This is a genomic window from Erwinia tracheiphila, assembly GCF_021365465.1.
Taxonomy (GTDB): domain Bacteria; phylum Pseudomonadota; class Gammaproteobacteria; order Enterobacterales; family Enterobacteriaceae; genus Erwinia; species Erwinia tracheiphila.
This window is the reverse complement of sequence record NZ_CP089932.1, coordinates 4,849,987-4,871,024: the sequence shown is the minus strand read 5'-3', so window position 1 is coordinate 4,871,024 and position 21,038 is coordinate 4,849,987. Positions and strand designations below refer to the sequence as shown.

At 49.0% G+C, this 21,038-nt stretch carries 21 protein-coding genes and 9 pseudogenes; 15 read left to right on the top strand and 15 right to left on the bottom strand.

What is annotated here, in order from left to right:
* Positions 1-62: 62 nt before the first annotated feature.
* From LU633_RS25230 to LU633_RS25185, 10 genes are all read right to left on the bottom strand, one after another.
* A protein-coding gene (locus tag LU633_RS25230; protein WP_232426908.1) for an IS1 family transposase occupies positions 63-760 on the bottom strand; the annotation gives its coding sequence in 2 pieces (ribosomal slippage) (positions 63-499 and positions 499-760; 699 coding nt in all).
* A gap of 140 nt (positions 761-900) precedes the next feature.
* Positions 901-1,140 carry a hypothetical protein gene (locus tag LU633_RS25225; RefSeq protein WP_233481964.1) on the bottom strand — a complete coding sequence of 80 codons (240 nt, stop codon included), beginning with the start codon at positions 1,138-1,140 and terminating at the stop codon, positions 901-903.
* 6 nt (positions 1,141-1,146) lie between these two features.
* A complete protein-coding gene (locus LU633_RS25220) occupies positions 1,147-1,470 on the bottom strand; it encodes a hypothetical protein (protein ID WP_016192384.1) in 324 nt (107 codons plus the stop codon).
* A gap of 91 nt (positions 1,471-1,561) precedes the next feature.
* Positions 1,562-1,777 (bottom strand): helix-turn-helix domain-containing protein, encoded by a 216-nt coding sequence (locus tag LU633_RS25215; RefSeq protein ID WP_016192383.1) that lies wholly within the window; start codon positions 1,775-1,777, stop codon positions 1,562-1,564.
* Positions 1,767-2,009, bottom strand: a complete 243-nt coding sequence (locus LU633_RS25210) for a hypothetical protein (RefSeq protein ID WP_016192382.1) — start codon at positions 2,007-2,009, stop codon at positions 1,767-1,769. Before LU633_RS25210 ends, LU633_RS25215 begins: the two co-directional genes overlap by 11 nt.
* Positions 2,010-2,091: 82 nt before the next feature.
* Positions 2,092-2,265 carry a hypothetical protein gene (locus LU633_RS25205; protein WP_016192381.1) on the bottom strand — a complete coding sequence of 58 codons (174 nt, stop codon included), beginning with the start codon at positions 2,263-2,265 and terminating at the stop codon, positions 2,092-2,094.
* Between the two features lie 182 nt (positions 2,266-2,447).
* Complete coding sequence (locus tag LU633_RS25200) at positions 2,448-2,753, bottom strand: hypothetical protein (protein ID WP_040465786.1); 306 nt, start codon at positions 2,751-2,753, stop codon at positions 2,448-2,450.
* A 407-nt stretch (positions 2,754-3,160) separates the two neighbouring features.
* Positions 3,161-3,517, bottom strand: a complete 357-nt coding sequence (locus tag LU633_RS25195; RefSeq protein ID WP_006122339.1) for a helix-turn-helix domain-containing transcriptional regulator — start codon at positions 3,515-3,517, stop codon at positions 3,161-3,163.
* On the bottom strand, positions 3,514-3,849 hold the full coding sequence (locus LU633_RS25190; RefSeq protein ID WP_046372108.1) for a type II toxin-antitoxin system RelE/ParE family toxin: 336 nt from the start codon (positions 3,847-3,849) through the stop codon (positions 3,514-3,516). Before LU633_RS25190 ends, LU633_RS25195 begins: the two co-directional genes overlap by 4 nt.
* A 95-nt stretch (positions 3,850-3,944) precedes the next feature.
* Positions 3,945-4,642, bottom strand: a protein-coding gene (locus LU633_RS25185; RefSeq protein ID WP_233481963.1) for an IS1 family transposase whose coding sequence is annotated in 2 segments (ribosomal slippage) — positions 3,945-4,381 and positions 4,381-4,642 — 699 coding nt in all. Because the reading frame shifts where the segments join, the coding sequence is not laid out codon by codon here.
* 215 nt (positions 4,643-4,857) lie between these two features.
* On the opposite strand from LU633_RS25185, the pseudogene LU633_RS25180 reads away from it, so the two are divergent.
* Positions 4,858-6,009 (top strand): annotated as a pseudogene (locus tag LU633_RS25180) (IS91 family transposase); the annotation flags it as partial.
* 340 nt (positions 6,010-6,349) lie between these two features.
* Positions 6,350-7,012 (top strand): annotated as a pseudogene (locus LU633_RS26555) (IS91 family transposase); the annotation flags it as partial.
* Between the two features lie 154 nt (positions 7,013-7,166).
* On the opposite strand, the gene LU633_RS25170 reads toward LU633_RS26555, so the two are convergent.
* Both LU633_RS25170 and LU633_RS25165 read right to left on the bottom strand, forming a co-directional pair.
* Positions 7,167-7,601: a hypothetical protein gene (locus LU633_RS25170; protein WP_016192378.1), complete on the bottom strand. Its 435-nt coding sequence runs from the start codon at positions 7,599-7,601 to the stop codon at positions 7,167-7,169.
* Positions 7,598-8,302: a hypothetical protein gene (locus LU633_RS25165; protein ID WP_016192377.1), complete on the bottom strand. Its 705-nt coding sequence runs from the start codon at positions 8,300-8,302 to the stop codon at positions 7,598-7,600. The genes LU633_RS25170 and LU633_RS25165 overlap by 4 nt, the downstream gene beginning before the upstream one ends.
* Before the next feature lie 136 nt (positions 8,303-8,438).
* On the opposite strand from LU633_RS25165, the pseudogene LU633_RS25160 reads away from it, so the two are divergent.
* From LU633_RS25160 to LU633_RS25150, 3 genes and pseudogenes are all read left to right on the top strand, one after another.
* Positions 8,439-8,650: pseudogene (locus tag LU633_RS25160) on the top strand (IS630 family transposase); the annotation flags it as partial.
* A gap of 204 nt (positions 8,651-8,854) precedes the next feature.
* Positions 8,855-9,989, top strand: a pseudogene (locus tag LU633_RS25155) (IS256 family transposase).
* A 403-nt stretch (positions 9,990-10,392) separates the two neighbouring features.
* Complete coding sequence (locus tag LU633_RS25150) at positions 10,393-11,115, top strand: holo-ACP synthase (RefSeq protein WP_016192375.1); 723 nt, start codon at positions 10,393-10,395, stop codon at positions 11,113-11,115.
* Between the two features lie 138 nt (positions 11,116-11,253).
* Here the strand turns inward: LU633_RS25150 and LU633_RS25145 are convergent.
* A pseudogene (locus LU633_RS25145) lies at positions 11,254-11,484 on the bottom strand (NCS2 family permease); the annotation flags it as partial.
* 274 nt (positions 11,485-11,758) lie between these two features.
* Positions 11,759-12,432, bottom strand: a pseudogene (locus LU633_RS25140) (IS1 family transposase).
* 849 nt (positions 12,433-13,281) lie between these two features.
* On the opposite strand from LU633_RS25140, the gene LU633_RS25135 reads away from it, so the two are divergent.
* The 10 genes and pseudogenes from LU633_RS25135 to LU633_RS25090 form a co-directional block, all read left to right on the top strand.
* The gene (locus LU633_RS25135; protein ID WP_016192372.1) at positions 13,282-13,728 is read left to right on the top strand and encodes a winged helix-turn-helix domain-containing protein; all 447 of its coding nucleotides are present in this window, start codon (positions 13,282-13,284) and stop codon (positions 13,726-13,728) included.
* A 109-nt stretch (positions 13,729-13,837) separates the two neighbouring features.
* Positions 13,838-14,989: pseudogene (locus LU633_RS25130) on the top strand (IS91 family transposase); the annotation flags it as partial.
* 903 nt (positions 14,990-15,892) lie between these two features.
* Entirely contained in the window at positions 15,893-16,141 is a 249-nt protein-coding gene (locus LU633_RS25125) for a type II toxin-antitoxin system CcdA family antitoxin (RefSeq protein WP_046372103.1), read from the top strand.
* Between the two features lie 36 nt (positions 16,142-16,177).
* Positions 16,178-16,882 carry an IS6 family transposase gene (locus tag LU633_RS25120; protein WP_046371935.1) on the top strand — a complete coding sequence of 235 codons (705 nt, stop codon included), beginning with the start codon at positions 16,178-16,180 and terminating at the stop codon, positions 16,880-16,882.
* A gap of 66 nt (positions 16,883-16,948) precedes the next feature.
* Positions 16,949-17,110 (top strand): hypothetical protein, encoded by a 162-nt coding sequence (locus LU633_RS25115; RefSeq protein ID WP_157275261.1) that lies wholly within the window; start codon positions 16,949-16,951, stop codon positions 17,108-17,110.
* A gap of 58 nt (positions 17,111-17,168) precedes the next feature.
* Complete coding sequence (gene psiB, locus LU633_RS25110; protein ID WP_016192369.1) at positions 17,169-17,585, top strand: conjugation system SOS inhibitor PsiB; 417 nt, start codon at positions 17,169-17,171, stop codon at positions 17,583-17,585.
* Positions 17,582-18,330, top strand: a pseudogene (locus tag LU633_RS25105) (plasmid SOS inhibition protein A). Before psiB ends, LU633_RS25105 begins: the two are co-directional and overlap by 4 nt.
* A gap of 65 nt (positions 18,331-18,395) precedes the next feature.
* Positions 18,396-18,668 (top strand): AbrB/MazE/SpoVT family DNA-binding domain-containing protein, encoded by a 273-nt coding sequence (locus LU633_RS25100; protein ID WP_016192366.1) that lies wholly within the window; start codon positions 18,396-18,398, stop codon positions 18,666-18,668.
* Positions 18,668-19,033 carry a type II toxin-antitoxin system PemK/MazF family toxin gene (locus tag LU633_RS25095; protein WP_016192365.1) on the top strand — a complete coding sequence of 122 codons (366 nt, stop codon included), beginning with the start codon at positions 18,668-18,670 and terminating at the stop codon, positions 19,031-19,033. The genes LU633_RS25100 and LU633_RS25095 overlap by 1 nt, the downstream gene beginning before the upstream one ends.
* An 805-nt stretch (positions 19,034-19,838) precedes the next feature.
* A pseudogene (locus LU633_RS25090) lies at positions 19,839-20,093 on the top strand (hypothetical protein); the annotation flags it as partial.
* A 52-nt stretch (positions 20,094-20,145) separates the two neighbouring features.
* On the opposite strand, the gene LU633_RS25085 reads toward LU633_RS25090, so the two are convergent.
* Positions 20,146-20,850, bottom strand: coding sequence for an IS6 family transposase (locus LU633_RS25085; protein ID WP_046371935.1), 705 nt, complete (start codon positions 20,848-20,850; stop codon positions 20,146-20,148).
* Between the last annotated feature and the right edge of the window lie 188 nt (positions 20,851-21,038).

Below are 21,038 nucleotides of genomic sequence, written 5' to 3'. Positions count from 1 at the left end.
TAGTACGCATCAGTGCGCCAGCGGAGGATCAAATTGTAGACGAAACGGGTCGTGACGCAGATTTATTGATAATGATGAAGAGTAAGATACCAACCGATGATCTTATCGTGCATTTCCTCTGACTTCGAAAAGCAAATTGTTCTGCGGGTCAGTCGTTTGATATGTGTGCGAAGATTAAGATTATGCCGTTCTGTCCGTTGGGTATATTTCTTGCTCACCACGTGGCTTGTTGCACTTAACAGAACTTTATAAACCGGCCACGCATCTGTCATATAAAAGGTAATGTTAAATTTGCTTAACAGAACCAGCAATCGTCGCAGGGTCGGGGCATTTCTCGGGCCGAAGGCGTGGGCCAGAGCACGTTTGCGGATACGGTCATAAGCATAGAACAACCACCGGGGATTGCTTTTACACCGCACGTAAGACCATTGTTCACCGTCTTCACAGTAGATAACAACCTCCGTTTCGGGGTCGATATTCTCAGCTACCTGCTTTGGCGAAATTTTTTTAAGTGCCGCAGAACCGTATTGAGGCTGATACCGAGGACCCGTGCGGTATCGCGACATCCGGAACCATTCATGGCCATATTAACAATGGTCTGGTGTGTGTCTGGTTTGGCACCGGAGTAGCTAAAATTGAGCAGAAAGGTCTTTGAACAATGCTTGCAGATGTAACGTTGGGCACCGGATGCTGAATGTCCGTTACATCGTACAGCATGAGTTTCATTGCACTGAGGGCAGACGACATCAACTTTAGCCATATGTTACATCCAAAGCGCAAAGCATACGTTATCAGCAAGTCTGCGTCACGACCATTATCTGCTGCATTGACATTTGAACGTCCTCAATATGTTTAGTGTCATAGGTATCAGGCTGTTCCAGCAACCTGATACCTCTCCAATCAAATCCTTTTTTCCTCCCCGGTTAATGCTGATATTATTTCATTTTTAGCCTTCTCCTGTTCCGCCGGACAATAAGCAAAATCAAACCAGTTTTTCACATTACTGATAACCTGCTCGTTATTGCACCCACAACATTCAAACCAGAATTTCACATTCCGTTTCAGGGAAGCCACTGCGCTAAATTCTCTTTCCATTGTTCTTCCGTTCTCTCCGATAGATGGAGGGGCATCCCCCTCCATTTAGTTTCAATAATAAGAAGTAAAGCGGTGTTTTTTTCCTTGTGCTGTTTTATAAGCAGTTTCAAAATCTTCAATTTTAATCGCTAACTCATCGCCACAATCTTTAATCTGGCGCTTAAAACACTCACCTGTAAAATCATTTAAAACAGGTGTCTTAAAGCCTACCATTGAATCTGTATATTCTGAATTAGCGCGGATTTCACGAACAGTGACAGTTTTCTTTCCATGTACAGAAAGAACCTGGTAGAAGGTAACATTGGTTTGCTCATAGCCCCAGGATGACGCAAATACATCACCGACAGTATCATTTTTAAAAGTTAATACGTTCATTAAAAGCTCCCGCCCAATTTTGGCTTTGGAAGGAAGAGAACCCATTTCCCTTTCAATAATTATATTATACCTGCATTTGCAGGTATGGCAACTATTTTTTCACTATCTTATATTCTGGATGTTGATTCGCTAACAGCAGTAAATACTCGTATTCTCCAATAGATAAAGAACGACTTGCTTTACCTGCACTTTCTTTCATTTGCCATGAATTTAACTGATAACCAAAAGTATCAGCGGCTTCTTTTAAAGAAAGGCCAGCAGCAATGCGAGCGGCTTTAACCTGTTCTGGCGTTGGTTTACTCTTCATTATTTATACCTTTCAGAAAATCCAGTAAACGCGCTTTCAAAACCTCGCCATCGAGAGCAAAAGCCTGGTCTCTGGTTAGGTTTTCATCAAATACAACTTCTCGTTTCGTTTTACCTGTTGTATATTTATTCCTTGTTTTTACGTACTTGACCACCTGTAACAGTTCATTGTTAATTACCGTTATAGTATATGAATAGTTACCCTTGTTCACTTTCACAACATTGTCAGTCATGACAGTAATTTCCTAAATTTAAAAATGACAATAGCGCACAAGGCGCTATTAATAAATTTAACACTTTTAATATGTCATACATTTATTTATTCCCTCCCAACCCTGGAACCTGGTAAATCTCTGCTGTACGTTCCTGGTTCCCTTGGTCAAAAAGCACATCTTCACAAATACCTTCCTGAGCCTCACATTCCTGTTGATAAGCTTCTTCCTTCGCTAAGCGATGCGCCCATCCTTCAGGATCTAAACCACATTGCATGTTTCCGCCTTTTCATTGCAATATTTAACCGTTTCGTTAACTTCACAAAGAGTTATATATGCACCATGTTTCTTAAAAACATCTAATACCAGCTCTGCATTAATGATGTTGTTCGCCATTTTTCCCCTTATACTCTATAATTTATTTTGTTATCGCCCCTTTCGGGGCGACTCCTTCACTTATCAAAGGTATGTATATAGTCCGGTTGTTTCGGTGAAGATATCCTGAAGTTGGTCACAATAAATCATCGTATATGATGCAATGCTTTTTAATGATGTACCTCTGGATTTAAAAAATTCCACATTGTAGGTATCTGATGGATCCAGTTCAATTTTAACAAGGTTAATACCATTACAAGCGAAATTCGATGGAAGTTTAAAAATGAGTCCACCATTTTCAAGCCAAACAAAATTTTTGGCTCCAGTCATTGTAATAAATTTATTTCCACCTAATTGATTCAAAATTTCTACAGCGATTTCTTTACTCATCTGGAACTCCCGCCCAATTTGGGCTTTGGAAGAAAGAGAAACCATTTCCCTTTCGATGATTAAATTATACCTGCACTACTGCTTTTGAAAAGAGGCGCGAACAGTGGTTACGTTCTGCCTGGTAGCTGCATCGCGCCGGGGACGTTCGCCAGTTATGGCGAACTAACCAGGCAGATTTAAGCACTCCCCCTTCCCCGCCCTGCAAAGCCCATTACAGCACTTACAACGCACAATTAGTCTTTCGCAGTTAGCGCGTGAGCTTGCGAACGGTACGCCGTGACGGTGCGTAGCATCGGCGCGGGGCGCTGTATCTGCGCGTTTGAGCGGCTGAAGCCGCGAATTACGGGGCGGGTAACTGAAACGGTCAGTGACAAAAATTCCCCCGCTTATGGGGGGAACTTGAGAAATTAGTGGCTGGATTTGCTGAGAGTGAACTGTAACCCGGCCACTGCTGCAAGTTGTGCCAGTGTTGTGATGGTCGGGTTCCCGTTCGGGGATAATGCACGGTAGATACTCTGACGGGCAAGGCCAGATTTTTTAGCGGCTTCGGAAATCCCCCCTCGCGCCTCTATTACCTGACGTAACGCAACAAGAAAACCGCCTAAGCCACCAGACTCGTTAATTTCTTCCAGGGCATTAGCAAGATAAGCGTTTGCATAATCAGGATCAGCGCGTAGTTCTTCAATCATGGCGGCGTTGTGATCAACTGCTGCCGGATAATCATTTTTGCTAATCAGCGACTTCACATTTTTGGTGGCTGTCATTTTTTTGACCTCTTTTTAAAATCTTGCAGATAACCAACGGCTTTATCTAAATCGGCTGTTTGCGTTTTTTTGTTCCCGCCAATTAGCAGGAGAATTATTTCACCATCTTCGATTGAATAATAAACCCTGTAGCCGGGACCATAATCAACTCGTAATTCCCAGACACCATCCCTTTCGAATTTATGATCTCCAAAATTACCGCCCATAGCGCGGGCAATTCTGGAATCCATTTTTAACGCAGCGGTCTGATCTTTACGTCTTAATTTTTTCATCCAGTCGGTGTATGGAACCTCACCGTTTTCTGTCTGGTATCGTTTCGCCGTGTAAGGCATCTTGCCGCCCTCGCTCCCTTAACCTGTATACATTGTCTCTTATAAGTGACAAATAGTCAATATAAACCGTCTCTTATAAGGGTCGTGACGCAGATTTATTGATAATGATGAAGAGTAAGATACCAACCGATGATCTTATCGTGCATTTCCTCTGACTTCGAAAAGCAAATTGTTCTGCGGGTCAGTCGTTTGATATGTGTGCGAAGATTAAGATTATGCCGTTCTGTCCGTTGGGTATATTTCTTGCTCACCACGTGGCTTGTTGCACTTAACAGAACTTTATAAACCGGCCACGCATCTGTCATATAAAAGGCAATGTTAAATTTGCTTAACAGAGCCAGCAATCGTCGCAGGGTCGGGGCATTTCTCGGGCCGAAGACGTGGGCCAGAGCACGTTTGCGGATACGGTCATAAGCATAGAACAACCACCGGGGATTGCTTTTACACCGCACGTAAGGCCATTGTTCACCGGCTTCACAGCAGATAACAACCTCCGTTTCGGGGTCGATATTCTCAGCTACCTGCTTTGGGGAAATTTTTTTAAGTGCCGCAGAACCGTATTGAGGCTGATACCGAGGACCCGTGCGGTATCGCGACATCCGGAACCATTCATGGCCATATTAACAATGGTCTGGTGTGTGTCTGGTTTGGCACCGGAGTAGCTAAAGTTGAGCTGAAAGGTCTTTGAACAATGCTTGCAGATGTAACGTTGGGCACCGGATGCTGAATGTCCGTTACATCGTACAGCATGAGTTTCATTGCACTGAGGGCAGACGACATCAACTTTAGCCATATGTTACATCCAAAGCGCAAAGCATACGTGATCAGCAAGTCTGCGTCACGACCTAATTTTTGGTAGAATATTTTTTGAAGTAATAGTTTATAAAATAAAAAACTCAGTCAATGATCAATAAAATCGGATGAACGTAGCGCCCTTACAGGGCGAGCGTCACGGCTTCGCCGTTCCGATGCTTTGCATGGCCGGAGCACCGCTTTATACTCAGCATCATGTATATCCCGCGTCCCGCCAAACTCCTGTTCACCGTCTATGACGGCTGGAACTACTACCTCGGGAAGCACGGTGACAGCGTCAGCCAGTGGAACCGCCTCTGTGTTGAGCGCATGCTCGCCTGTGGAACCTGCGCAATGGGCGTTCGCCGCTACTGCTGTGCCTCGCCGGGCTGTACCCACTCCCGCTTCTTCTGCCAGAGCTGCAAGTCAAAGGCATGCAGCGCCTGCGGCATGAAGTCCACTGGGCAGTGGATTGCTGAGCAGCAGCACATTCTGCCCGACTGCGAATGGCAACACATCACTTTTACTATGCCACACCTGCTCTGGCCGTTCTTTAACTATAACAGGCCGCTGCTCAACGACCTGTTCCGCTGCGCCACCCGCGCCATGCTGAAGTGGGCACGTACACAGGGCATTGAGGTCGGCATATTCTGCGCCCTGCATTCCTATGGTCGCCAGCTCAATCAGCATCCGCATATCCACGTCTCCGTCATGCGGGGCGGTCTCGACGTTAAGCACCGCGTCTGGCGCAGCCTCTTCTTTAAAAAGAAGGCCGTTGAGGAAATCTGGCGTGGTGCTGTTATCCGACTGCTGCGCGACAGCTACGCCCGGATCATGCCCGGCATGGTGCCGGGTCTGGGCCACATCCGCGATGAGCGCCAGTGGCGGCGTTACCTGAAGGCACAATATGGCCGACACTGGAAGGTACACTTCGCGAAGAAGACCCGGGGAGCCTGGCACAGCGTGAAATACCTCGGCCGCTACCTGAAGCGCCCGCCGGTGTCGGCTTCCCGTCTGCGACACTACGGCGGAGGCGCGGTAGTCCACCACTACCTCGATCACCGCACGGGAAAACATAAACGCCAGACGCTGAGTCAGGAAGAGATGATCGGGCGCTATATCAGCCACATTCCGGCGCGGCATTTTAAGATGGTGCGCTACTCCGGCTTTCTGGCCAACCGAAAGCGGGGCACGCTGCTGCCAAAGGTTTACGAAGCGCTGGAGATGACGGTACGGGAAAAACCTAAACGCCCCGGGTTCGCGGTACTGATGAAAGGCTTCCTGGGCACAGATCCGTATCAGTGCATCCTCTGTAAAGGCCGGTTGCATTTTTCCGGAGCCGTGGCGGGTGAACACGCCACAAAAATGGGTTTCAGGTTGAAAATACAGCGAAGATGGCATTTTTATATCAAGACCCACACAGGTCAGCAGCAGCAATGGAGTAGACAGTGTCATTTTTCATGGTCAGGCGATATCAAAAGAAGCGATTCAATCTCCTAACCATGAACGTAGCACGCCTGTGGCGTGAGCGCCGCTACTTCGGGAGTTTGCATGACTGGCGCTGCGCTTTATACCCGGTCTTATGTATATACCCCGCCCCACTAAACTCCTCTTCACCGTCGATGACGACTGGAACCGCTACCTCGAAAAACACGGCGACAGCATCAGCCAGTGGACCCTCCTCTGTGTTGAGCGCCTGCTCGCGGGCGGGACCTGCGCCAGCCTCTTCTTCAAAAAGAAGGCCGTTGAGGAAATCTGGCGGAGCCGTTATCCACCTGCTGCGTGCCAGCTACGATCGCGTAAATTCTGGCAAGCTGTCCAACCTCGGCCATATCCGCGATGAGAAGCAGTGGAAGCGCTACCTGCAGGCGCAATATCAGCACCACTGGAAGGTCCACTTCGCCAAAAAGACCTGCGGCACTTGGCGCAGAGTAAAATACCTGGGCCGCTATCTTAAACGGCCCAGGTCGCGGCTTCGCAGTTACGCCATTACCGCGGCAGCTCGGTGATGCATCAGTACTACGACCACAACACGCAACAGCACAAACGTCAGAAACTGAGTCAGGAGGAGATGCTGTGGCGTTACGTCAGCCATATCCCGTCCCGACACTTTAAAATGGTGCGTTACTACGGCTTTTTGGCCAACCGTAAACGCTGCACGTTACTGCCAAAAGTCTACGAAGCGCTGTCGATGACGCCACGAGAAAAACCTCAGAAGCCGGGGTTCGCGGTGCTGATGAAAGTGTTCCTGGGCACCGACCCTTACCAGTGCATCCTGTGTAAGGGCCGCCTGCGTTTTGCCGGCGCCGTGGCAGGCGATCACACCACCAAAATGCTCTCTGACAGGCTGCATCGGATGGTGAAAAAATGATGGCTTCAGACCCCGGTTTTGGATAAGTGCGCCTGAAAAATGGGTTTTAGATTATAAATACAGCAAACACAGTGTTTTTACATATTATCATGCGACAGCACTCACCATATGGGAAGTTCCTTAACCATCAAGGGGATCTTTATCTGCATCCAGCTTATTGGTTTGAGTATAAACGCCGATAGATCTGCACAAACACCCCTTTTTGAGAGTGAATATTACCTACAGTGACTTCATCATTAGTCGCTCGACTTTTCCAGCACTCTGCTTCAACTTCACAAGAAGTCTGGAGTTTATATCCCTCTGATTGTAGGTAGTTCCTAATACTCCGGGTTTCAACAGTACCATAAAATTTCACAGTAAAGACATTAGCTTCAGTGCCTGTAATTCTTCCAAATTCAAATTCATAATTATTTGATAATCTTGGTATTTTTTTTAATAGCTCTGGGGTATAATATTCGTACGCCTGTTTATCTTGCTCGGTATAATATGCGCTGCTGGCAAACTCCATCCTCATATACGGCCAGCCGACAACCATCGCAATACCCGCGATGACAACCACACCTATTAGGGCGACGATCGCTTTCCTCATAATCCCATCCTGCCATTGCTGGCACCAAATATCACAAACGTCTCATCATGGCGCGGCAGAATCACGTTCCCGGACAAAAAATCGTTATAGGGGACTACTGTTCGCATAAATTGCGGTAAAAACCCTCTACGGGGACGTGAGTGCGGGAACTTTTCCGGGTCAGGGAACAATAGGGGCTGAAACGTATAATTTTTCCAGCTTCCGATTTTACCGTAGTAGTCCCAGCGTTTTAGGGCTTCTTCTTTACTCACAGGACGGAGCATGCCGAAGGGGTTCTGAACAGACACCTCGCGATAAAAACCCAACAGATCTGACACAAGATCCTCACCACTGAAACCGCTGTCCGTCACCAGATTATTAGGAAATAATCCCTGAAATGCCTCGAACTTGCGAGCCATAGTCATCATCATAGCCAGAGCAATGCTTTTCTGTTCCCAGTAAGGCCGCCCTCTACGAATGCGCCAAGTCATCACCTTACCTGATCGCAGTAATCCAAAGGGTGACGTCATTCCCTGTGCATACCTGACATCATAAAATTCATTTTTCGATGATTCACCCTGCGACATTAATCTTAAAAGTTCTCGAATGTCCGTCCCTTGGGCATGCCCCAAGTCCACCCAGCCAAGTACTTCCGTATAAACTATCCCGTACTTAGCTGTGCTTGCATCTCTACCATCAATAATTTCTGATCGCTTACTCATCCTGAATATCCCATCCCTTATTGATCACTGTGGCCTGATTTACTATAACATCCCTTTACCGCACCGCCTGTGTAGCACCAATATAGTAATGTCACTTTTCACGGCATAAAGGATCAAATCTTTTTGCTGCAAGGATAAAGTCAGCTACGTTGGCGGTAATAGCAAAAGTTCGGTGCTGTTTATCAGTCTGCTTAAGCACCTGAAGGCAGTTAGCGGTGTGCAAAAACAATCACACTGATCGTTGATAACGACATCATCCACAAGAGCCGTGAAGCTCAACGCTGGCTGAAAGCGAGCACGAAGTTCCGCGTGACTTACTCGCCGTGGGTGAGCCATGTTAAACGGTTAGCGGAGAGACAGCGACAGATTAAGGAAGAACGATCGCGTCAGCGTTAATATCATGGGCCGAGCTTATGAGCACAGGGATTAAAAATCCCCATATTTAGGTATATGTACTGATTCTCAAAGATTTTTTGTTCGTGAGACTGTAATTAAAATTGTGTAATTGCCTGTTTTTGATATGTTCACTCCAACAATGGAGACAGGCAAATTATGGACGAGAAGAAACTTAAGGCCCTTGCTGCTGAACTGGCCAAAGGCCTCAAAACTGAGGCCGGCCTTAATCAGTTTTCCCGCATGCTCACGAAGCTGACCGTTGAAACGGCACTCAATGCAGAACTGACTGACCACCTCGGGCATGAGAAAAATGCCCCTAAAACCGGTACCAATACCCGCAACGGCTACTCTTCGAAAACGCTGCTGTGCGACGACGGTGAAATCGGGCTAAACACGCCGCGCGACCGGGAAAATACCTTTGAACCTCAGCTGATTAAGAAGAATCAGACGCGTATCACGCAGATGGACAGCCAGATTTTATCCTTGTATGCCAAAGGCATGACCACGCGGGAAATCGTCGATACGTTCAAAGAGATGTACGATGCTGATGTGTCACCGGCCCTGATATCAAAAGTCACGGATGCCGTTAAAGAGCAGGTCGCCGAATGGCAGCGTGATTAACAAAGCGGTGTTCCTGGCACCGGGCATCAATACCGAAGGCCGGAAAGAGCTTCCGGGGATGTGGCTGGCTGAAAATGAAGGTGCAAAGTTCTGGCTGAACGTGCTGACGGAACTTAAAAATCGCGGCCTTCAGGACATCCTGATTGCCTGCGTGGATGGCCTGAAGGGCTTCCCGGATGCGATAAACAGCGTCTATCCGCAGACTCACATCCAGCTGTGCATCATCCACATGGTGCGTAACCGCCTGAAATACGTGGCGTGGAAGGACTACAAAGCGGTCACGGGCGGGCTGAAAACCGTTTATCAGGCACCAACAGAAGCGGCCGCACGGATGGCGCTGGCTGCGTTCGCCGAAGAATGGGATGACAAATATCCACAAATCAGCAAAAGCTGGCGTGCGCACGGGGAAAACCTCAATACGTTCTTCGGCTATCCGTCTGACATCCGAAAAGCTATCTACACCACGAATGCCATTGAGTCGCTGAACAGCGTGATCCGTGCCGCCATTAAGAAACGCAAGGTATTCCCGACGGATGACTCAGTGCGAAAGGTTATTTACCTGGCAATCCAGTCGGCATCGAAAAAATGGAGTATGCCGGTCCAGAACTGTCGGCTGGCGATGAGCCGCTTTATTATTGAGTTCGGTGACCGCCTGAGCGTTCACCTTTGACGTGGTGGCAGTTACACAGAATTATTTACAGGGTCTTGTTCGTAGTTGTTTGTGATATCCCGAACTCGGAAAACTTTCCATATCCCTGATATCCTGTTCTAAATAGGCTTCCAGGTGCTTATGTTTCCCATCCTTAATGCCTAAATAACGGATCCTAATACCGCTACACTTTAGCCAGCCCATGTTTTCCACCGGGGAATGGCCTGACGGTATCCATAAAGTGACGAACCATAATCTGCTAAACCCTTAGCTGATTATTTACTTTGACCTCCCGGATTTATCAACATGCTGAACGTATTATCTCCCCCACTAAATCATTTTTTATGCGGCCATGTCACGTAATAATGGTAAAAGCGTGCTTACAATAGCCCAATGTTTTTGACCTGTTTTCATGGAGCGGCCGATGGCAAGTCATTTTGCGCGCTGGACCCTCATTGATGCGAATATCCCTGTCTATCGGCTACCTTATGCGATCCTGGATACTGCTCAAACACTGATGGAACGCAGACAAACCAGATATCTGGCCTCGCACGCATTACTCGCAGAACAGATGTGGCGGGTTTATGGTTTCTCTCAGCTTCCTGCTCTGGCGACAACCAGCAATGGCCGTCCCTGCTTTAGCGATCCTTATCTACCGGATTTCAGCATTGCCTATGCTGGTAATATCGTGGGGGTTTTACTGGCCGAAGAACAGGGTAAAGCCGGGCTGGATATGGAGATTGTTCGCTCATACAGTCGCCACACCAGGGAACAACAGTCCCACAAGTTTTCATCAGGAGAAACAGCCTGGATTAAAGCACAGTCAGATCCCAACGAAGCGGCGATTCAATTGAGAGCGCTCCGACAAAGCGTGCTGAAACTCACCAGAGTAAAAACTTTGGAAAACAGTGAATTGCAATTACATCCCGCTTCAGGAAGATTACGTTTACTCACCTCTGACAATATTGAAATCATTTCCGATGTGGAACCCCTCATCATCTGGGCCTGTGCACTGTCTGCGGGGGATGGATTACTGCATCTTTGGGAATTTAACGGGTTGGAAAGCTGGAAGCAGCTAAAAGAAATTCAGATATCAGCGAGAAATATGGAACCACAAATGCTACACCTGACCAATCTGTACAAATAATTCCCGCCCGGAATCTCACAGGCCGGAAAAATCTGGCCTGGATAATCATTATTATCAGTGTGCGTCGATAAAAACGATTTTAAGTACAAAAAGCAGCGCCACCAACACCACACAAGGGCTGATCTCTCGACAGCGGCCGGGAAGGTTGGCCACCAGACCCATCAGAATACTGCCGCCAGCGGCAATCAGGCAGGTCGTGACAAACACCGCCTGGGTGTTCATTCCGGCAACGCCCAGAATCTGAGGATTAACAAAAACGATATAGACCATGGTCAGGAAAGTGGTAAAACCCGCAATGATTTCAGTGCGGACCGTCGTGCCATGTTCTTTTTATTTAAAGATTCGCTGTAGTAGAGCAGAATTTTGCATTATTCAATTCCAAATAATGGATAAAGGTAACGTCGACTATCCTAACCTATAACTTTTGATTTGGTAGAGAATTCGGTAATTTTTCGCAATCGATTGCGTCTGTCAGACCGGTCGCTTTTCATAGCCTGATAATGATCATTGCGCGATTAAATGCATGTCCGATTTATTTTTTTAGGTTGTTTTTAAACTAAACAGAAATTCTGGTTCACGTCGGGTCAGTATCGATATTTAAAAGAGGATTTTTATCTGCAGGAAAAAGGGTAGTGACGCAGATTTATTGATAATGATGAAGAGTAAGATACCAACCGATGATCCTATCATGCATTTCCTCTGACTTCGAAAAGCAAATTGTTCTGCGGGTCAGTCGTTTGATATGTGTGCGAAGATTAAGATTATGCCGTTCTGTCCGTTGGATATATTTCTTGCTCACCACGTGGCTTGTTGCACTTAACAGAACTTTATAAACCGGCCACGCATCTGTCATATAAAAGGCAATGTTAAATTTGCTTAACAGGGCCAGCAATCGTCGCAGGGTCGGGGCATTTCTCGGGCCGAAGACGTGGGCCAGAGCACGTTTGCGGATACGGTCATAAGCATAGAACAACCACCGGGGATTGCTTTTACACCGCACGTAAGACCATTGTTCGCCGGCTTCACAGCAGATAACAACCTCCGTTTCGGGGTCGATATTCTCAGCTACCTGCTTTGGCGAAATTTTTTTACGATACCGAGAACTCGTGCGGTATCGCGACATCCGGAACCATTCATGGCCATATTAACAATGGTCTGGTGTGTGTCTGGTTTGGCACCGGAGTAGCTAAAGTTGAGCTGAAAGGTCTTTGAACAATGCTTGCAGATGTAACGTTGGGCACCGGATGCTGAATGTCCGTTACATCGTACAGCATGAGTTTCATTGCACTGAGGGCAGACGACATCAACTTTAGCCATATGTTACATCCAAAGCGCAAAGCATACGTGTTCAGCAAGTCTGCGTCACGACCTACACGCGCTTTATTACGCGACCAGATGTGTAACTGTATTCAGAGGTATTGTTAGCAGGATCAAATCCATCCATTGCATAGGATTGTTCTGTATAAGTGTCTTTTTGTATTAATTTGCTCATTATGATTCTTCATATTTTCTTGTGTAAATTAATCATTAATAAATGATTTTTGATGACATATTTAATTTCACATACAATCCGTAATACATCTAATCAGTAACAAAGAATAATCACAGAGAAATAAAAAATATTATAAATAATTCTTTAAAATGACAATAACAACCTATAGCAGCCTGTTAATTAAAAAACCTCACAAATAAAAATGGCACTAAATAGCCACATCTAATATCACTACACTTGACATTTATTGACATGCGACAGCTACGCGCCAGCGCCACTTAGCAGAGGTAACAGCACCAATTCCTTTTCCCACAAAGACTTAAAAAAGTGCAGTACTATTCCGTGCAGCTATTTAGTCAACGCGTTAGTTTGAGTAATAAACATCAATCTGTCATAAACCAAACATTAAAAAACACACATTAAACAGTGCATTATAATTAAAAATGGTATTTTTTACGATCAGGCCTGCAATAATTAACACACCCTACAGAGGTAAAAATGATATATTTTATCTATACTATTAATAAATATAAAACACAGAGCACTCAAATAAAATACGATATCTCTGTTATTTTCCTGATGGTTATCATAGCTTTAGTTATATCTGTTTTTCACATAGTAAACACTGAATTTTTGTTACAATTTGATAACTAAAATATCAATAAGGTGAAGAAATGAGTGAAAATATTGAGATAGGCAATAACATTTTTCTCTCAGAAGAGGATAATTACTTAACAAATAAAAGCATCAAGTTACCCATCGGGGAGAAAGAAAAAAAGCTAATTAGTTATTTCCTCAGACACCCACATATTGAACTTACCAAAAAAGAACTAATCAATTCTATTTGGGAAAACCGCGCCGAAACGATCGATGATGCAAACCTGACTCAACTCATCTATAAAATACGCCGAAATTTAGCCGCAGTTAATATGAATAACTGCATTAAAACCATTCCCGGAAAAGGGTATATTTATATCCCGAGAAAGAAGAATAAAGGAGAATCAGTCCCCTTTTCATCATCGGTGAAAAAAAGAAAATCTTCTCTTTTTTATTCAATTCTTACTGTAATTACCTGCTTTATTCTGTGTTCAGCAATTTATTTCTTAGTATCACGGCATTAAAATAAAGTCGTCATAAAAGAGTAGAACGTAGCGCCCTTACAGGGCGAGCGTCACGGCTTCGCCGTTCCGATGCTTTGCATGGCCGGAGCACCGCTTTATACTCAGCATCATGTATATCCCGCGTCCCGCCAAACTCCTGTTCACCGTCTATGACGGCTGGAACTACTACCTCGGGAAGCACGGTGACAGCGTCAGCCAGTGGACCCGCCTCTGTGTTGAGCGCATGCTCGCCTGTGGAACCTGCGCAATGGGCGTTCGCCGCTACTGCTGTGCCTCGCCGGGCTGTACCCACTTCCGCTTCTTCTGCCAGAGCTGCAAGTCAAAGGCATGCAGCGCCTGCGGCATGAAGTCCACTGGGCAGTGGATTGCTGAGCAGCAGCACATTCTGCCCGACTGCGAATGGCAACAAATCACTTTTACTATGCCACACCTGCTCTGGCCGTTCTTTAACTATAACAGGCCGCTGCTCAACGACCTGTTCCGCTGCGCCACCCGCGCCATGCTGAAGTGGGCACGTACACAGGGCATTGAGGTCGGCATATTCTGCGCCCTGCATTCCTATGGTCGCCAGCTCAATCAGCATCCGCATATCCACGTCTCCGTCATGCGGGGCGGTCTCGACGTTAAGCACCGCGTCTGGCGCAGCCTCTTCTTTAAAAAGAAGGCCGTTGAGGAAATCTGGCGTGGTGCTGTTATCCGACTGCTGCGCGACAGCTACGCCCGGATCATGCCCGGCATGGTGCCGGGTCTGGGCCACATCCGCGATGAGCGCCAGTGGCGGCGTTACCTGAAGGCACAATATGGCCGACACTGGAAGGTACACTTCGCGAAGAAGACCCGGGGAGCCTGGCACAGCGTGAAATACCTCGGCCGCTACCTGAAGCGCCCGCCGGTGTCGGCTTCCCGTCTGCGACACTACGGCGGAGGCGCGGTAGTCCACCACTACCTCGATCACCGCACGGGAAAACATAAACGCCAGACGCTGAGTCAGGAAGAGATGATCGGGCGCTATATCAGCCACATTCCGGCGCGGCATTTTAAGATGGTGCGCTACTCCGGCTTTCTGGCCAACCGAAAGCGGGGCACGCTGCTGCCAAAGGTTTACGAAGCGCTGGAGATGACGGTACGGGAAAAACCTAAACGCCCCGGGTTCGCGGTACTGATGAAAGGCTTCCTGGGCACAGATCCGTATCAGTGCATCCTCTGTAAAGGCCGGTTGCATTTTTCCGGAGCCGTGGCGGGTGAACACGCCACAAAAATGGGTTTCAGGTTGAAAATACAGCGAAGATGGCATTTTTATATCAAGACCCACACAGGTCAGCAGCAGCAATGGAGTAGACAGTGTCATTTTTCATGGTCAGGCGATATCAAAAGAAGCGATTCAATCTCCTAACCATCAAGCCGCAGTACAAAAAACAGCCTTAACGTACAATAATTTCCGAAATCCAAACCAGCCTCCCTTTTTGAATGGCGGATTTTTCGGCGGTTCCGGCGTAGCCGTCCACAACTGCTGTATAGCTTGTGGGTAAGTGATAATGAAGTGCAAACGAGATGGCGAAATTACTCTTTTTGTTTATCTTTTAATTGCTTACGTATTAAAAGATAAACCAATAAATAAAAAACATTACTGTTATCCCCTTTAAAAAGTGGATAACCGAACAGCATCGGCGCAAGCGCCTCAGAAGTAGCTCCTCACGCTAAAGCGCGGGGCATTCAGATCGGAATCCCTCGAGGGATTGGACAAATCCGGCCACGCCGGATGCGTCAGCAAATATCGCTGAACGTTTTGCTTACACGCTCGTAAGCGGCTCTCACGACCCGCTAACGCGGAGATACGCCCCAACTGCGGTGACCACTCCGACCGCGCACAGAAGCCCCTGAGCCGCTTTTAGTGGGTTATGGCTTTGCAGGGTAAGGGATGGATAGGCGATCCCTTTCGATCCCTCATTGGTATCGGCGGATAATCCTCAGTGCTACCTGTCATTTCATCCTGCCGCCTTACATGCGCTGACGCACATAAATCCCCGTTCCTCAGTGGAACGAAAACTCACGCTAAACGCGAAAGCTACGCCGGAAGCCCATATTTTTCCGCTACATTGCATTTTGGTGTTATGCTACGTCTAATGAGCCGTGTTTGTTACACGGCATTTGACGCGAGGTATTTATGTCAACAACACAACGATCAACGCAAAGCGTTACTATGACCGTAGAACGTGCCTTACTCAGCCGTGCGCGCGAGGCTGGAATTAACCTCAGTGCCACTCTGACCGCAGCCTTTGACGCTGAACTACGCCAGTATGAAGCGAAAAAATGGCAGGAGGAAAACAACGAAGCGCTGGAAGCTCTTAATCGTTTTCACGATGAACATGGTTGTTTCAGCGATGAGGGCACTGTTGCAAAAATCTGGAGGTGATAAACTCATCGTCACCTTTTGCTGACGGAGCAGCACATGAATCCATTCAAAGGCCGGCATTTTCAGCGTGACATCATCCTGTGGGCAGTGCGCTGGTACTGTAAATACGGCATCAGCTATCGTGAGCTGCAGGAAATGCTGGCCGAGCGCGGTGTCAACGTTGATCACTCCACGATTTACCGCTGGGTTCAGCGTTATGCGCCTGAAATGGAAAAGCGGCTGCGCTGGTACTGGCGTAACCCTTCAGGGTTCTGCTCCTGGCATCTTGATGAAACGTATATCAGAGTTAACGGCCGATGGGCATACCTGTACCGTGCTGTTGACAGCAAAGGCCGCACCATCGATTTTTATCTTTCCCCGCGCCGTAACAGCAAAGCGGCATACCGTTTTCTGGGAAAGATTCTGAACAACGTGAAAGGCTGGCAGAGCCCCCGCCTCATCAACACCGATAAAACCCCCACCTATAGTCGCGCCCTGGCGTTACTGAAGCGGGAAGGCCGGTGTCCGCCTGATGTTGAACACCGGCAGATTAAGTACCGGAATAACGTCATTGAATGCGATCACGGCAAACTGAAACGGATAATCGGCGCCACGCTGGGATTTAAATCCATGAAAACGGCATATGCCACCATCAGGGGGATTGAAGTCATGCGGGCATTGCGTAAAGGACAGGCGGAAAACTTTTACTACGGCCATCCTCTGGGCGAGATGCGTCTGGTGAGCAGGGTTTTTGAAATTTAAGGCATTTCTGTAATACAAAAGGTACAGCATCAAGAAATTTGCAACAGTGCCCTTAAAGACGCAGGGATGACGGACGCGGCCTGTGACGCCGCGAAAATGAAGAAGGGAGATGCGGCAGAACATGCACAGCGTGTTCTGGCAGATACCCGCTGGGTGCCTGTCTGGATGCGCTCAGGGCCGTCGGCTGAAGCCGACATCCATGACCCTTCTGAATCCGATGCTGCCTGATATCGCTGTGCCGCCCCGCAGGGGCGGCAATACGATGAAATGACCCGGAAAAGTCACGATGAAAATGCAATACAGCAGAGAGTGCCTGGCACGAATGCAGCCAGACGAGTTTGAAGCCTGCCGCGAAGCGGGGGCTGAATACCGGCGTGGGCTTACCCATGCAGTCATGGCAGCGGTCGCGCTTCCCGCTACATGGATGATGAACGGTTTATACAGCGGCCTGTTTCCGGTGCAGGTGCGCTTTGCACCTGCATACGGACGTTTTCGCATGGCACTGTGCAGCCCCGGCGAAATCAGCGACCGCTGGCTGTTGTTGATGATGTCATCGGACGGTTTCAGACTGACATGTATACGCAGCCGCCCGCGCTTTGAACCGGAAACCTTCAGTGCTGCACTGAGCCTTGCTGCTGTAATGGACGGCGAAGGTTACAACGTGCGACACATTATGGACACACTCACGGGAGATGACATATGAAGACCCACGGCAACGTTATACCTCGCCACCTCGCTCTGGTGCCTCACTGCCCTTATGCCAGCGCAATTGCCCTGGCAACGGCAGAGGTGGAAGCACGCAGCCTGAGCAGGGGGACCGTTGGTGAGTCCGCCTATGCCCACGCCTTTCTGCGTCATCTCTGTGGCTGCAAAACCGTCCGCGCTGGCCACCTGCGGAGGGTGGTCCCGTTGTACGTTCCCTCCAGCCGTTCAGCCCCGCCAATGAGTGTGTGGCGTAAGGCGCTTGACGTGCTGATCGCCTCGCGGGGCGAAATATGCCCTCTGCCGCTGCCCTCAGACACGGCCAGCCTGTTGTTCCCGGCGGTCTACACCGCATGATGGAGCGGCGTGACGGAGAGTTGTTGATGCGGATACAGAAAAGGGATGCCCGTGACGTGCGCACGCGCCAGCAAAAACGCAGGCGCTATCAGAACCTGCAGGCACAGGCCCAAATCGATCTGGCCTTTCACACCCCCTCTACGGTAAGCCGTTGGTACAGCCACTGGCAGCACCGGGTAACGGACGCGAATGACCTGTCAGACTGCGTGCTGGCCTGGCTGGGCCGATTTCCAACGGGCAGGGCCATTGATCCGGACGCAATCAAAGGACAACCGTTATGGCGCATGATGTGGGAAATCCGCTGTGCAGCAAAGGAATCAAACCACGCCCGGCGCTGGGCTGACCGGCTGGCACTTCCTGACCTGTTACCGGACAAAGGACAGGAATAAAAGTGTGACTTTGTGTCACACTGTGATACATTAGGTGTAACTAATGTCACACCAGAGGCAGGTTCATGACACAGACAAAACTCAGGAAACAGGGCGGCGCGGTCGTCCTGACCATTCCCGGCGACATCGCTGCCAGGGCTGGCTGGAGCGTCGGCACGCTGCTTGACGTGGCCGCAGACGGCGACGCTGTCAGCATCCGGCCTGCCGGGCGCGTGGCGCGGGGAAGGAAAACGGTCGCACAGCTGCTTGCCGGAATTGATCAAGGCGAAATCTGTGAGTTTAACGAGGCCATAGCCGACGGGCTGCATGATCCCGCTCAGGGCAAGGAAGCTATCTGATGGTGACGCGCAGGGTGCCGCAGAAAGGTGAAATCTGGCACGTTAACGGTGACCCCGTAGAGGGCCGCGAATTCAGGGGGCCACATTACTACCTGGTCATTTCCCCACGTGAGCTGGTCGCCGCACTGGGTACGGCGGTCTGTATTCCCGTCACCAGCGGCGGCGGGGCCGCCCGTTCACAGGCCGTCACCGTGTGTCTTGACGGTAACAGCACCGACAATGGCAGGGTGACGGGCGTGGCGCTCTGCTATCAGCTTCGCTCGCTCGACCTGACCGCACGAAAGGCCAGTTATGCCGCCAGGGTAGCTCCACATATCATGGACGAAATTATTTCAATGGTGATTGACCTTATTGACCCCCGCTGAACTTCCCGGTGAGTCCTGGTTAAGGCGGTTAACGCAGATCAGGATAAAATCCCCTTAATCTGTTTTATGGCTGGCCTTGGTCTGGATATCTTTACAACAGGACACAGCAGGAAATCACGGCCCTTACGGGCCAGGGAATGCCGGTGCTGACGCACCCGCATTTTCCTCACGTGTGCTTTTATTATCCTGCCGCCAGTTGTTCTCCTCTCTCAGGCTTTTCCTGTGATTCCTTTTCTGACGTCTTCTTTTCTCTCTGTAGCCCTTTACCAGAATAACCTTTTTTTCTCACCGGGCGTCTGCCCCGTTGGGGCACCACGCTGTCATGCTATGTACAGAGCCGCTTCGCGTCTCTGCCCTGGCCCGGAAAAGACCAGGGACGTTCCGGGCCGACGGGTTTCCATCGCATGACGCAACCCCCGCAGCCAGCCGCAGGCTGGCGCATCTCACTGGCCCCGTTCCGGTGCCGCTGAGGCGCAACGACGTTTCGCGCCCGCGCGCGCCCTCGTTGCCTCGTGCCCCTGCCCATCCCTTGTGCTTTTCACCCGTCTGATGCGTTCACCGGGCTGAGAAAAGCACACCCCTTTTCTGACTCTGTCCAGGGTAAATGCACTCGCAGGCTCGCCCTGGACAGGCTCAGGGGGCGCGCTCTTTCACGCCCAGTGCGGCGAACGGCTCTCAAACGGGTGAAGGTAACAATCACAGGGAGCATCAGGCAGGTTCCCGCAAAACGTCAAGACCGCGGCCCCGACAACTCAACGGGTGATGGTTTTTAAAAGCAAAAAACAACCTATTAAGGGACATGAACATGCATACACAGAACGATATCATCAACACATCAGAATCAGCCGGAGACAGTAGCGAGGCTCTCTGTAACGATCTTAACGCACAAAGCTACACGGCGACCTATTCCCCGGATGATAACAAGTTGCGTCTGTATGCGCTGCATCGCCTTGATGATGAAACCTGGCAGCGTTTGAAAGAGGCCGGGTTTAAGTCTGCCCCGAAACAAAAACTGTTTGTTGCACCGATGTGGACTCCGGCCCGCGAGGATCTGCTGATCGGGCACTGTTGCAAATTTCTTGATGCTGTACCTTTTGTATTACAGAAATGCCTTAAATTTCAAAAACCCTGCTCACCAGACGCATCTCGCCCAGAGGATGGCCGTAGTAAAAGTTTTCCGCCTGTCCTTTACGCAATGCCCGCATGACTTCAATCCCCCTGATGGTGGCATATGCCGTTTTCATGGATTTAAATCCCAGCGTGGCGCCGATTATCCGTTTCAGTTTGCCGTGATCGCATTCAATGACGTTATTCCGGTACTTAATCTGCCGGTGTTCAACATCAGGCGGACACCGGCCTTCCCGCTTCAGTAACGCCAGGGCGCGACTATAGGTGGGGGTTTTATCGGTGTTGATGAGGCGGGGGCTCTGCCAGCCTTTCACGTTGTTCAGAATCTTTCCCAGAAAACGGTATGCCGCTTTGCTGTTACGGCGCGGGGAAAGATAAAAATCGATGGTGCGGCCTTTGCTGTCAACAGCACGGTACAGGTATGCCCATCGGCCGTTAACTCTGATATACGTTTCATCAAGATGCCAGGAGCAGAACCCTGAAGGGTTACGCCAGTACCAGCGCAGCCGCTTTTCCATTTCAGGCGCATAACGCTGAACCCAGCGGTAAATCGTGGAGTGATCAACGTTGACACCGCGCTCGGCCAGCATTTCCTGCAGCTCACGATAGCTGATGCCGTATTTACAGTACCAGCGCACTGCCCACAGGATGATGTCACGCTGAAAATGCCGTCCTTTGAATGGATTCATGTGCTGCTCCGTCAGCAAAAGGTGACGATGAGTTTATCACCTCCAGATTTTTGCAACAGTGCCTTTGTATGCGCGCTTCATGTACTTACAAAATACGCCGAAATTTGTAAGTTACATTGATAAAGGTCAAATAATGTTACGCAGTTACCGCGCTTATATCCCCTCCCGATTGGGCGAGGCTTTACGCG